Annotated in this window: 12 protein-coding genes; 6 read left to right on the forward strand and 6 right to left on the reverse strand. The window is 62.4% G+C overall.

Annotated elements, in window-relative coordinates:
• Nucleotides 1–34 precede the first annotated feature (34 nt).
• The 4 genes from eno to QMY55_RS06130 form a co-directional block, all read right to left on the reverse strand.
• Entirely contained in the window at nucleotides 35–1321 is a 1287-nt protein-coding gene (eno, locus tag QMY55_RS06115; protein ID WP_283487782.1) for a phosphopyruvate hydratase, read from the reverse strand.
• A gap of 326 nt (nucleotides 1322–1647) precedes the next feature.
• Complete coding sequence (locus QMY55_RS06120) at nucleotides 1648–1938, reverse strand: DUF1330 domain-containing protein (protein WP_283487783.1); 291 nt, start codon at nucleotides 1936–1938, stop codon at nucleotides 1648–1650.
• Between the two features lie 2 nt (nucleotides 1939–1940).
• On the reverse strand, nucleotides 1941–2798 hold the full coding sequence (gene kdsA, locus QMY55_RS06125; protein ID WP_283487784.1) for a 3-deoxy-8-phosphooctulonate synthase: 858 nt from the start codon (nucleotides 2796–2798) through the stop codon (nucleotides 1941–1943).
• A 150-nt stretch (nucleotides 2799–2948) separates the two neighbouring features.
• Nucleotides 2949–4610, reverse strand: coding sequence for a CTP synthase (locus QMY55_RS06130; protein WP_034359936.1), 1662 nt, complete (start codon nucleotides 4608–4610; stop codon nucleotides 2949–2951).
• Between the two features lie 113 nt (nucleotides 4611–4723).
• Here QMY55_RS06130 and coaBC point away from each other — a divergent pair, with 113 nt between their 5' ends.
• The 5 genes from coaBC (at nucleotide 4724) to QMY55_RS06155 (ending at nucleotide 8908) form a co-directional block, all read left to right on the forward strand.
• Nucleotides 4724–5953 (forward strand): bifunctional phosphopantothenoylcysteine decarboxylase/phosphopantothenate--cysteine ligase CoaBC, encoded by a 1230-nt coding sequence (coaBC, locus tag QMY55_RS06135; RefSeq protein ID WP_283487785.1) that lies wholly within the window; start codon nucleotides 4724–4726, stop codon nucleotides 5951–5953.
• A 2-nt stretch (nucleotides 5954–5955) separates the two neighbouring features.
• Nucleotides 5956–6483, forward strand: a complete 528-nt coding sequence (locus tag QMY55_RS06140) for a hypothetical protein (RefSeq protein WP_283487786.1) — start codon at nucleotides 5956–5958, stop codon at nucleotides 6481–6483.
• 144 nt (nucleotides 6484–6627) lie between these two features.
• Nucleotides 6628–7077, forward strand: a complete 450-nt coding sequence (dut, locus tag QMY55_RS06145) for a dUTP diphosphatase (protein WP_283487787.1) — start codon at nucleotides 6628–6630, stop codon at nucleotides 7075–7077.
• A gap of 52 nt (nucleotides 7078–7129) precedes the next feature.
• Nucleotides 7130–7939 carry a hypothetical protein gene (locus tag QMY55_RS06150; RefSeq protein WP_283487788.1) on the forward strand — a complete coding sequence of 270 codons (810 nt, stop codon included), beginning with the start codon at nucleotides 7130–7132 and terminating at the stop codon, nucleotides 7937–7939.
• A 288-nt stretch (nucleotides 7940–8227) separates the two neighbouring features.
• Nucleotides 8228–8908, forward strand: coding sequence for an outer membrane lipoprotein (locus QMY55_RS06155; protein ID WP_283487789.1), 681 nt, complete (start codon nucleotides 8228–8230; stop codon nucleotides 8906–8908).
• Between the two features lie 154 nt (nucleotides 8909–9062).
• Here the strand turns inward: QMY55_RS06155 and QMY55_RS06160 are convergent, their stop codons facing one another.
• Nucleotides 9063–9584: an FKBP-type peptidyl-prolyl cis-trans isomerase gene (locus QMY55_RS06160; protein ID WP_283487790.1), complete on the reverse strand. Its 522-nt coding sequence runs from the start codon at nucleotides 9582–9584 to the stop codon at nucleotides 9063–9065.
• A 235-nt stretch (nucleotides 9585–9819) separates the two neighbouring features.
• On the opposite strand from QMY55_RS06160, the gene QMY55_RS06165 reads away from it, so the two are divergent.
• Nucleotides 9820–10572, forward strand: coding sequence for a DUF2076 family protein (locus tag QMY55_RS06165; protein WP_283487791.1), 753 nt, complete (start codon nucleotides 9820–9822; stop codon nucleotides 10570–10572).
• Between the two features lie 104 nt (nucleotides 10573–10676).
• Here QMY55_RS06165 and QMY55_RS06170 read toward each other — a convergent pair whose 3' ends face one another.
• On the reverse strand, nucleotides 10677–12128 hold the full coding sequence (locus QMY55_RS06170) for an aldehyde dehydrogenase (protein ID WP_283487792.1): 1452 nt from the start codon (nucleotides 12126–12128) through the stop codon (nucleotides 10677–10679).
• Nucleotides 12129–12132: the final 4 nt, after the last annotated feature.

The raw sequence follows: 12132 nt of genomic DNA on the forward strand, positions 1-12132 counted from the left end.
TACGACTTGTGAGCGCCTGCTTCAGGCCTGTACTTTAGCGCAGGTTGTAGAAGGCCGCGCGGCCAGGGTACTCGGCCACGTCGCCCAGGTCTTCCTCGATGCGCAGCAGCTGGTTGTACTTGGCGATACGATCGGAGCGGCTCATGGAGCCGGTCTTGATCTGACCCGCATTCAGACCCACGGCGATATCGGCAATGGTGCTATCTTCGGTTTCGCCCGAACGGTGCGAGATCACGGCGGTGTAGCCGGCGCGCTTGGCCATCTCGATGGCGGCGAAGGTCTCGGTCAGGGTACCGATCTGGTTGATCTTGATCAGGATGGAGTTGGCGATGCGCTTCTCGATGCCTTCCTTGAGGATCTTGGTGTTGGTCACGAACAGATCGTCGCCCACCAGCTGCACCTTGGCGCCCAGGCGCTCGGTCAGGATCTTCCAGCCATCCCAGTCGCCTTCGTGCATGCCGTCTTCGATGGAGATGATGGGGTACTTGTCGCACCAGCCGGCCAGCATGTCGGTCCACTGGGCGGCTGTCAGCGTCATATTGCCTTCGCCTTCCAGCACGTACATGCCGTCCTTGTAGAACTCGGAAGCGGCGCAGTCCAGGCCCAGGGCGATCTGCTCGCCAGGCTTGTAGCCGGCTTTTTCGATGGCTTCGATGATCAGCTGGATCGCGGCTTCGTGGTTTTCCACGGAAGGCGCGAAACCGCCTTCATCGCCCACGGCGGTGGACATGCCCTTGTGGTGGATGATGGCCTTCAGCGCGTGGAATACCTCGGCGCCCCAGCGCACGGCTTCACGGAAGGTGGGGGCGCCCACGGGGATGATCATGAACTCTTGCAGGTCCAGCGTGTTGTTCGCGTGGGCGCCGCCGTTGATCACGTTCATCATGGGCACGGGCAGTTGCACGCCGCCCATGCCGCCGAAGTAGCGGTACAGGGGCAGGCCGGCTTCTTCAGCAGCGGCGCGGGCCACGGCCATGGACACGGCCAGCATGGCGTTGGCGCCCAGGCGGCTCTTGTTGTCGGTGCCGTCCAGATCGATCAGGGTCTTGTCCAGGAAGGCTTGCTCGGAAGCGTCCAGGCCCAGCACGGCTTCGGAGATTTCGGTGTTGATGTGCTCGACGGCCTTGAGCACGCCCTTGCCCAGGTAACGGCTCTTGTCGCCGTCGCGCAGCTCGATGGCTTCGCGCGAGCCGGTGGAGGCGCCGCTAGGCACGGCAGCGCGGCCCATCACGCCGGATTCCAGCAGCACGTCGCATTCAACGGTGGGGTTGCCGCGGCTGTCCAGCACTTCGCGGCCTACGATGTCAACAATGGCACTCATTGCATTTCCTTTGAGGTTTCTGAAATCGGTACGTGCGGGCTGATTTCTTTATGAAATCGCGCCCAAGCGCTTGTACATCAAGCGCAAGTTGCTATGAAAACTGGTGAAACTGGTTTTCTTCCACCTGCTGCGCGCGCCATGCACGCGATCAGTATGAAAGAGGCTGTGGCGGCTATTGTGCACAAATTTGACAGGCCGCTTTAGCCTTGACGTGATGCTGTAATTGAGTTTCTTCTGGCACGAGACCTCGGTTACAGGCTCGGCATACAAAAAAGGCATGACGCCACGGTTCATCGTGTCTGTCATGCCTGCTTGCATCGTGTATCTCAGATGCCTTCAACGCAGATCATGCGCATGATGGCGGCACCTTCGCGAGCCTTGCGTGCCTTGCGGTATTCGGGCGAGTCGTGGAAGGAGCGGGCCGCCTCGAAACTGGGGAACTTGAGCACGACCACGCGCTCCGGTGCCCAGTCGCCTTCGAGCACGGCGACCTGGCCGCCGCGCACGCAGACTTCGGCGCCATGCACCTGCATGGCCTCGGTGCTCCACTTGCGGTACTCGGCGTACTGCTCAGGGTTGCTCACATCCACATAGGCAATGATGTAACCGCTGGACATGTTCAGGCCTCGAAGCTGTTTTCGAGGAAACCGTTGCGCTTGGTCACATCGTCCAGCGCCACCAGGGTTTCGAGCAGGGCCTTCATGTGCTTGAGCGGCACGGCATTGGGACCGTCCGACAGGGCATTGCAGGGATCGGGATGGGTTTCCATGAACAGGCCTGCCACGCCCACGGCCACGGCTGCACGCGAGAGCACGGGCACCATCTCGCGCATACCGCCGCTGGAGGTGCCGTTGCCGCCGGGCAGCTGCACGCTGTGGGTGGCGTCGAACACGACAGGGGCGCCGGTTTCGCGCATGATGGCCAGCGAGCGCATGTCGCTGACCAGGTTGTTGTAGCCAAAGCTGGCGCCGCGCTCGCAGGCCGTGAAGCTGTCTGCGGGCAGGCCCGCTTCCACCGCCGCAGCGCGGGCCTTGTCGATGACATTCTTCATGTCATGCGGGGCCAGGAACTGGCCCTTCTTGATGTTCACGGGCTTGCCCGACTGGGCCACGGCGCGGATGAAGTCCGTCTGGCGGCACAGGAAGGCAGGGGTCTGCAGCATGTCGACGACAGACGCCACATAAGGCACTTCGGCCTCGGTGTGCACATCGGTGAGGATGGGCACGTTCAATTCCTTTTTCACCTTGGCGAGGATCTCCAGGCCTTTTTCCATGCCGGGGCCGCGAAAGCTGGTGCCCGAGGAACGGTTGGCCTTGTCGAAGCTGCTCTTGAAGATGAAGTGGATGCCCAGCGAGGACGTGATTTCCTTGAGTTGCCCGGCCACGTCCATCTGCAGCTGTTCGGATTCGACCACACAAGGGCCGGCGATCAGAAAGAAGCGCTTGTCCAGACCAATATCAAAGCCGCAGAGTTTCATGGTGGGTTCCTTTTTGCACGCCGCGCATGCTTCAAAAACTGAAGCTGCCAGCGCTCTATATTGAATGAATTCAACATCATTTGATGCTGAAGTCATTGATTTTCAAGCGCTGGCAGCTCCTACTTCAGGATTGATTCCGAAGGAAGGGAATCAGGCCTTCTTGCCCGGCTGGGCCTTGTTGTCCATGGCCGCCTTGATGAAGGCGTTGAACAGCGGGTGACCATCCCAGGGGGTGGACTTGAACTCGGGGTGGAACTGCACGCCGATGTACCAGGGGTGGACCTTGGCGGGCAGCTCGACGATTTCGGTCAGCTGTTCGCGCTGGGTCAGGGCCGAGATCACCAGACCGGCTTCGCGCAGCTGATCCAGATACTGGGTGTTGGCTTCATAGCGGTGGCGGTGACGCTCGGTCACCACGTCGCCGTAGATGCTGTGCGCCAGCGTGCCCTTTTGCACGTCGGAAGACTGTGCGCCCAGACGCATGGTGCCGCCCAGGTCGGAGTTCTCGTCACGGGTCTTGATCGTGCCGTCCGCGTCCTTCCACTCGGTGATCAGGGCGATCACGGGGTTGGGGGTGGCGGGGTCGAACTCGGTGGAGTTGGCGCCTGCGAGGCCGGCCACATGGCGGGCGTACTCGATGGTGGCGACCTGCATGCCCAGGCAGATGCCCAGGTAGGGCACCTTGTTCTCGCGGGCAAACTTGGCTGTAGAGATCTTGCCTTCCACGCCGCGCGAGCCGAAGCCGCCGGGCACCAGAATGCCGTCGTAATCCTTGAGCAGCTTGGTGGCATCTGCGTCGTGGATGGTTTCCGAGTCCACATGCGTGATCTTCACGCGCACATGGTTGCGCATGCCGGCGTGCTTGAGCGCTTCGTTGACCGACTTGTAGGCGTCGGACAGTTCCACGTACTTGCCCACCATGGCAATCTTGACTTCGCCCTGGGGGTGCTCGGTCTCATAGACCAGATCGTCCCAGCGCTTGAGATTGGTGGGGGGCGTGTTCAGGCGCAGCTTGTCGCAGATCAGGCCGTCCAGGCCCTGCTCGTGCAGCATGCGCGGCACCTTGTAGATGGTGTCCACGTCCCACATGGAGATCACGCCCCATTCGGGCACATTGGTGAAGAGGGAGATCTTGCTCTTTTCCTCTTCGGGCACCTGGTGCTTGGCGCGGCACAGCAGCGCATCGGGCTGGATGCCGATTTCGCGCAGCTTCTGCACGGTGTGCTGGGTGGGCTTGGTCTTGAGCTCACCGGCCGTCTCGATGAACGGCAGGTAGGTCAGGTGCACAAAGGCGGAGTTGTTGGGGCCGAGCTTGAGCGCCAACTGGCGCGCGGCTTCGAGGAAGGGCAGGGACTCGATGTCGCCCACGGTGCCGCCGACTTCGCAGATGGCCACATCCACTTCGTGGTCGGTGCCCAGGCCCGCGCCACGCTTGATGTATTCCTGAATCTCGTTGGTGACATGGGGGATGACCTGCACGGTCTTGCCCAGATAGTCGCCACGGCGTTCCTTTTCCAGCACGGACTGATAGATACGGCCCGTGGTGAAGTTATTGCTCTGACGCATGCGCGTTTCGATGAAACGCTCATAGTGGCCCAGGTCCAGATCGGTCTCGGCTCCGTCATCGGTCACGAACACTTCACCGTGCTGGAAGGGCGACATGGTGCCCGGGTCCACGTTGATATAGGGATCGAGCTTGATGAGGGTGACTTTGAGACCGCGCGATTCCAGAATCGCAGCAAGGGAGGCTGAGGCGATTCCCTTGCCCAGGGAAGACACCACACCGCCGGTGACGAAGACGAACTTGGTCATGTCTTTTTTTGGTGGTGGTAAAACAGAATTATAGGTGCGCCGCGAATTTCGGCGTGGCGCACAGGGATGCTTGCGGCGTGGAGGGCTGACCCAGGTCTGATAAATTGCGCGTCATGAATGACGTGTTCGCAGGCAAACATCTGGTGCTGGGCCTTTCCGGGGGCGTGGCTTGTTACAAATCGGCCATGCTGTGCCGCTTGCTGGTGCAAGCCGGTGCCACGGTGCAGGTGGTCATGACGGAGGCGGCCGAGCAGTTCATGACGGCCGTCACCATGCAGGCGCTTTCTGGGCGCGCAGTCTACACCTCCCAGTGGGATGCGCGCGAGCCGAACAACATGCCCCACATCAATCTGAGCCGCGAAGCCGATGCCATTTTGATTGCTCCCTGCAGTGCCGACTTCATCGCACGCCTGGCGCAAGGGCGCTCGGACGAGCTGCTGAGCCTGATGTGCCTGGCCAGACCCATCGACAAAGTGCCACTGGTGCTGGCCCCGGCCATGAACCGCGAGATGTGGAATCACCCCGCCACGCAGCGCAATCTGGGCCGCGTGCAATCCGACGGCGCCACGGTGCTGGGCGTGGGCAATGGCAGTCAGGCCTGTGGCGAGACTGGCGATGGCCGCATGCTGGAGCCCGAGGAAATCATGGAAGAGCTGGCGGGTGTGTTCACCGCCAAGAAGCTGCAGGGCCAGCATCTCTTGATTACTGCCGGGCCGACCTTTGAAGCCATCGACCCGGTGCGAGGTATCACCAATCTCTCCAGCGGCAAGATGGGCTTTGCCATCGCCCGAGCCGCGCGCGCTGCGGGCGCGGATGTCACGCTGGTGGCCGGCCCCGTGCATCTGCCCACGCCGCATGGCGTGATGCGCATCAATGTGCAATCGGCCCGTCAGATGCTGGAAGCGGTGCAGTCGCAAGTCGGCAATGCTTCTATCTTCATAGCTACTGCCGCAGTTGCAGATTGGCGTCCGGCGGAATTTTCTGATCAGAAGATCAAGAAAGACGGCTCGGGCGATGTGCCTGCGCTGGCCTTTGTCGAAAACCCCGACATTCTGGCGACCATTGCCCAGACCGATGCGGCCAAGTATGGGAATCTGTACTGCGTGGGCTTTGCGGCGGAAAGCCACGATCTGCTCAAGCACGCCAGCGCCAAGCGCCTGCGCAAGGGGGTGCCGCTGCTGGTGGGCAATATCGGCCCGGCGACCTTTGGCAAGGATGACAATGCCTTGCTGCTGATCGACGATCAGGGGACCAAGGAGCTGCCCCATGCCAGCAAGGATGTGCTGGCGCGCCAGCTGGTCGATGAAATCGCGCAGCGACTGACTGCAGCTCGAGGAGCCTGAAGATGATTCCTTCCACCTATGACGGCCCGAGCAACGGCGACTATGTGGCCTATGTGGACAAGCTGCTGCGCGCCAGCCCCGACTTTCGCCGCACGCAGAGCAGCATCGCCGGAGCCGTACAGTCCGCCACTTCGACGCCTGGGGCGCAGGCGGACTCGCCCATGGGGCAGTTGCGCGAAAAGCTGCAAAAAGCCCGTGAGCTGGCGGAGCAGGCCGAACGCAAGAATATGAAAGCGGCAACGCCAAGCCGGGCTGCTCAGCGCCAGCCGGCGTCCATCGGCAGCACGGGCCAGGCGCCCTCCAGGGAAGAGGCCAAGCAACGCTTCAGAGCCATGGAGCGCGAGATCGAGGAGCAGAAGGCGCGTGCGAACACCCGCAAATCCACGCCCTGGATCTCACCGTTTTCGGTGGTGATGATCGTCGCTGGCGTGATGATTTCGCAGTTCGTGTCTGGATTCGGCACGATGCTCGCGATCATGGGCCTGCTATCCCTGGTGGGGGGCGTGGCCAACAAGCTCAAGGGCAAGTAAGCAGGAGCCGTGAGGCGCCAACCCCGGGCCCTGTGCAACAAGCATGCACAATGGCGCCCTTTGTTTCCGGCTGCCGCGCTGCGGTGGCCATAAGGCTTGCTGGCCGATTTCTTGCGCCAGCAGCCAGGATTTACCAAGGTATTTATGAACGTCGACGTCAAGATTCTGGACGCGCGCCTGCGCGACAACATGCCCGCCTATGCCACCCCTGGCAGCGCCGGCCTGGACCTGCGTGCCTGCATTGATGCGCCGGTGACGCTGGAGCCCGGCCAGTGGCAGCTGATTCCTACCGGCATGGCCATGCACCTCAAGGACCCGGGTTATGCCGCCATGATCCTGCCGCGCTCGGGGCTAGGCCACAAGCATGGCATCGTGCTGGGCAATCTGGTCGGCCTGATCGACTCCGATTACCAGGGCCAGCTCATGGTCAGTGCCTGGAATCGTTCGCAGACCGCTTTCACGCTGCAGCCCATGGATCGTCTGGCCCAACTGGTCATCGTGCCCGTGGTGCAGGCCCGGTTCAATCTGGTCGACGAGTTCGCCGCCGAGAGCGAGCGCGGTGAAGGCGGCTACGGCTCGACCGGCAAGCAGTAAGAGGCTGAAAGCGCTTTTTCGCAATCGGCGCAGCCTGTCGCAAGGAGACCGAATGGCCAGAAAGACCTCGGGTCGCTCCACTTCGTGGACGCGTGTGTTGTTGACCGAGGAAGACCGGCTGCGCCGTCGCCTGCAGCAGCGCCACTGGCTGCGCCTGCATGCGGCGCTGACTGGCGGCCTGAGTCTGGTCGGCATGTCCGTGATCAGCCTGTGTCTGCTGCATGCGGGCGTGCACAGCATGGCGCTGCGCTACGGCATTGCGCTGGCTTGTGGCTATCTGCTGTATCTGCTGCTGGTACGGCTGTGGGCCGGCTGCATGCTGCGCCGCGACTGGGGCCCTGGCGATCTGCCATTCGATGTACCGGCGACCTCGGGCAAAGCGGGCGGAGCCCACGCAGAAGGCTTTGAGAGCGGGCAGGGCGGCTCCTACGGCGGCAGCGGTGCAAGCGGAAACTGGGACGATGGGGCCGCTCTGCCTGATGTGATGCCATCGTCATCGGGTGTGGAACTGCCCGATGTGGACCTTCCCGGCGTTGATGGCCTGGATGAAGGCGCGCTGGTGCTGGTGCCGGTGCTGCTGATTTTTGCGGGCCTGCTGCTGGCTGTCACCGGCGCCGGCTCGCTGCTGTGGCTGGTATTCGGTGCGGACCTGTTCTTGACCGTGGCCGTGGAGGTTGCGTTTGCGCTGCTGATGGCCAGAACCCTTTATGTGGTGGAACGCGAAGGCTGGTTGCTGGCCGCGCTGCGCATGAGCTGGAAGCCCATGCTGGGCGCACTGGTGGCGGCAGTGGCTCTGGGCGGCGTGGCCGACTGGCTGTTCCCGCAGGCCGATACCTTGGTGCAGGTGTTGCGCGGTTTCTGATTGTGCTGGCCTGTGCGCTATTGTCTTGAGAGCTGCTGGCGCTGATGGAATAGGTGAATTTTCCAGAAACCCCATTGAAATCATTGCATGCATGACGCTGCATGCTATGAATTGAAGAGTCTTCTGCTGGCGATCTTTTACGAGCCATTGTTAGCAAATGTGAAAGCTGTCGTCCCGGATGCTGTCTGACGCGTTCTAGTGGAAAGTCGAGCCAGAGTTCGCTCTTCAGAAGATTCACAACAGTTCAGTGGCGCAGGCAGGAAGGCCGGCGCCCACAGGAGATTTCTCATGCAAGCCATTCAAAGCCTGAGCCGCATCGCGACGGTGGCGGCTGTCGCCATTGCTCTTACCGCCTGCGTGGCCTATCCCCAGGGGACGTATCAAAACAGCTACCCCATGCCTCAGGGCGGATACCAGGGCTCGGTCTATCAAGGTGGGCACTCGGGTACGGGCTTTCCTGGTGCAGCCAATGCGACCTATCCCACGACCTCCTACCCGGTGGGTAGCTACCCCGCACAGACCTATCCCAATAACAACTGCGGTCTGAACCGCAACGGCAGTGGCTACGGTGACAACTACGGCCAGCAAAACGGCTACGACAACAACTGCTATCAATACAACAATGTGCAGCAGGCCCGCGTGCTCAATATCGAGACCGTGCGTGTGCAGGACAGCAGCGGCATCGGCGCTGGCGGTGCGATTGCCGGCGGCGTGATCGGCGGCGTGCTGGGCAACCAGGTGGGCAAGGGCTCGGGCCGTACGCTGGCCACGATTGCCGGCGTGGTGGGCGGTGCACTGGCCGGTAACGCCGTGCAAAACAGCGTGGGCGGCGGCAGCGTGCGCGATATCTATCGCGTGACGGTGCAAATGCGTGACGGCAGCGTGCGCGCCTTTGACTACCAGCAGCCCCCGCAGCTCAATATCGGCGAGTATGTGCGTGTGGACGGCAATCAGGTCTACCGCCAGTAAACAGGCTTGCTCCATGCAAAAGGGACTCCGTGCAGGAGTCCCTTTTTTGTTGGCCTAAAACTGGCGCACACCAAGTTAGAGGCAGAGAGCAAAGGCCGCCCTGCGGCAAGGCTGCCGTCCCCCTTGGGGGAAGGCGCACAGCGCCTCAGGGGGATTAATGAACCGTTTCATTGCCCGGAGCCAGGGGCTCGATGCGGAAAAAGCCCGTACCGGCGGTACCGCGGCCCACTTCCTCTTCCGTGGCTTCGCGCACGGCCGCGATCTTCAGATGCAGACGAATGGCAATGCCGGCCAGCGGGTGATTGCCGTCCAGCACCACATGCTCGGGATAGATCTCGGTGACGGTGTAGAGCAGATCGGCCGGCACGGGGTTGGTGCCCTTGGGCATGGCGCTGGACTCGAAGGTCATGCCTTCCTCGATCTCTTCGGGGAACAGCTCGCGCTTTTCCAGAAAGATCAGGTTTTCGTTGTAGTCGCCGAAAGCCTCTTCCGGCTCCAGGTGCAGGTCCAGTTCATCGCCGACCACATGGCCTTGCAGGGCTTCCTCGATGCGCTTGAACAGGTCGTCGCCGCCGATGAGGAACTCAACCGGCTCGTCCAGCACGTCCAGCTCTTCGCCCAGGGTGTCTTTCAGTGTCCAGGTCAGAGCGACCACGCATTGTTGGGTAACTTCCATGGTGTGTGTATGCAGTTGGTGGGCTGCGGACCAGTTCCGCAGCAGACTTTGAAACGCCGCCACGGCCGTGGCGCAATGGCAGGCATTGTCCCACGCACGGCTTGGCATTGCAGAGCGGGCCTTTTGTTACATACGGCAAAGAGAGATTGCCTGAACTTCACATTCGCGCTCTTGCAGGCGCCCATACTGACCACATATTCGGTGCAAGTAATCAGTGGGCTGAAAGGAAAGCATCATGACCCCTCAAGAACAACAACTGCTGCAAGACCTGTGCGCCAGGCTGACGCTGACCCAGGGCCAGCCCAAGGACGCCCAGGCCGACGCCGAGCTGCGCCATGGACTGAGCGCTGCGCCCGATGCCACCTACTGGCTTGCCCAGCGTACCTTGATGCTGGAACAAGCCATGCAGCAGGCGCAGCAGCAGATCTCCGAGCTGCAGCAGCGGGTGCAACAGCTCCAGCAGGGCCAGGGACTTGGCCAGCAGGGCGCGGGCAGCTTTCTTTCGGGCGGCCTCGATACGCACTTTGGCCGCGCGCCTGATTCTTATGCGCAAGGCGCTGCCCAGCCTTCCTATGCTGCTCAGGCTGCGGCTCAGCCATCCCAGCCATCCAGCTGGCGTGAGCGTTTCTTTGGCGGCGGAGCTTCGACGCGTACTGCCACACCGCAAGCCTATGCCGCGCCAGCAGCGCCTGCAACGGCAGCAGGCGGCAGCTTTCTGGGCAGTGCCGCCGCTGCGGCAGCCGGTGTGGCGGGCGGCATGTTTTTATTCAATGGTCTGGAAAACCTGATGGGCAATCACCATGCCGGTGCCAACGGCCTGTTCGGCGGTGGCGACAGCCAGGTAGCACAAAGCGCTTCGCAGAACCTGCATAACAGCGCTGGCGACACCTCAAGCCTGGCCAACGACGCGGGACTGGGCAGCATAGATAGTGCGGCCAGCGGCAGCTGGGATGATGGTGGCGGTTTCTTCGATGACGACTTCGCCTGACGCCCCTTTTGGCCAGCTGGCGCTTGTCCAGCAAGTGCTGATAGCTATCAAAAATACAGAAGCCGCCCTGCAGCAATGCGCGGGCGGCTTCTTGTTGAGGCAGCTTAGAACGGGTAGTGGCGTTCCGAGGTCTGCATGGTCACCCAGCGGGTTTCGGTAAAGGCATTGATGCCCTGCTGGCCGCCGAAATGGCCATAACCCGATGCCTTGACGCCGCCAAACGGCATCTGGGCTTCGTCATGCACCGTGGGGCCGTTGATATGGCAGATGCCGGCCTCGATGCGCGCAGCCACACGCCAGCCGCGGGCCGTGTCCCGGGTGAAGACTGCCGAGGACAGACCGAACTCGTTGTCATTGGCCGTGGCAATCGCTTCTTCCTCGCCGTTCACGCGCACGATGCCCTTGACCGGGCCAAAGCTCTCCTCGTGGAAGATGCGCATCGCCGGCGTCACATGGTCGATCAGTGTGGCGGGCATCAGGGTGCTCTCGGCCTTGCCGCCGCAGACCAGTTTTGCGCCCTTGGCCAGCGCGTCGTCGATCATGGCATTGCAGCGCTCCACCGTGGCCAGATCGACCACCGAGCCCAGCACCACGGGCCCCTTGCGCGGGTCGCCCAGAGGCAGGCTGCGGGCCTTGGCGGCAAACTTGGCGATGAACTCGTCGGCCACCTTGTTATCCACCACGAAGCGCTCGGTGGACATGCAGATCTGGCCCGAGTTGGCAAACGCGCCAAAGGTGGCGGCGTTCACGGCCGCATCGATATCGGCATCGTCCAGCACCAGGAAGGGGGCCTTGCCGCCGAGCTCCAGCAGTGCGGGCTTGAGATGCCTGGCACAGGTCTGGCCGATGATGCGGCCCACGCGCGTGGAGCCGGTAAAGCTCACGCGGCGCACGGCCGGGTGGGCCACGATGGCTTCAACCACAGCGCCTGCATCGGCAGGGGCATTGGTCACAAAGTTCACCACGCCGGCGGGCAGGCCGGCGTCCTGCAACGCCTCGATGATCAGGCCGTGGGTGGCAGGGCAGAGTTCCGATCCCTTGAGAATCACGGTATTGCCGCAGGCCAGGGCCGTGGAGATGCTGCGCACGGCCAGAATCACGGGGGCATTCCAGGGCGCGATACCGAGCACCACGCCGGCGGGCTGGCGCACGGCCATGGCCACGCTGCCGGGCACGTCGGAGGGAATGATCTCGCCATTGATCTGCGTGGTCAGCGAAGCCGCTTCCAGCAGCATGCTGGCGGCCAGATGCACGTTGAAGCCGGCCCAGATGCCCGAGGCGCCGGTCTCGGCAGCCATGGCCGCGGCAATCGCTTCGCCCTTGGCTTCCAGCGCCTGCGAGGCCTTCATCAGCATGGCGCGGCGGGCGTTCGGCCCCAGTTGCGACCAGGCGGGGAAGGCTGCTGCCGCTGCATCGCAGGCGCGGATCGCATCCTCGGTCGTGGCTGCCGGAGCGCGTGTGGCCACGCTGCCATCCAGCGGGTTCCTGCGTTCAAAAGTCGCGCCATTGCCGGCTGCGCATTCCTGGCCGGCTATCAGCATTTTTTGTTCGATCATTTTT

This window comes from Comamonas resistens (assembly GCF_030064165.1).
GTDB classification, from domain to species: domain Bacteria; phylum Pseudomonadota; class Gammaproteobacteria; order Burkholderiales; family Burkholderiaceae_C; genus Comamonas; species Comamonas resistens.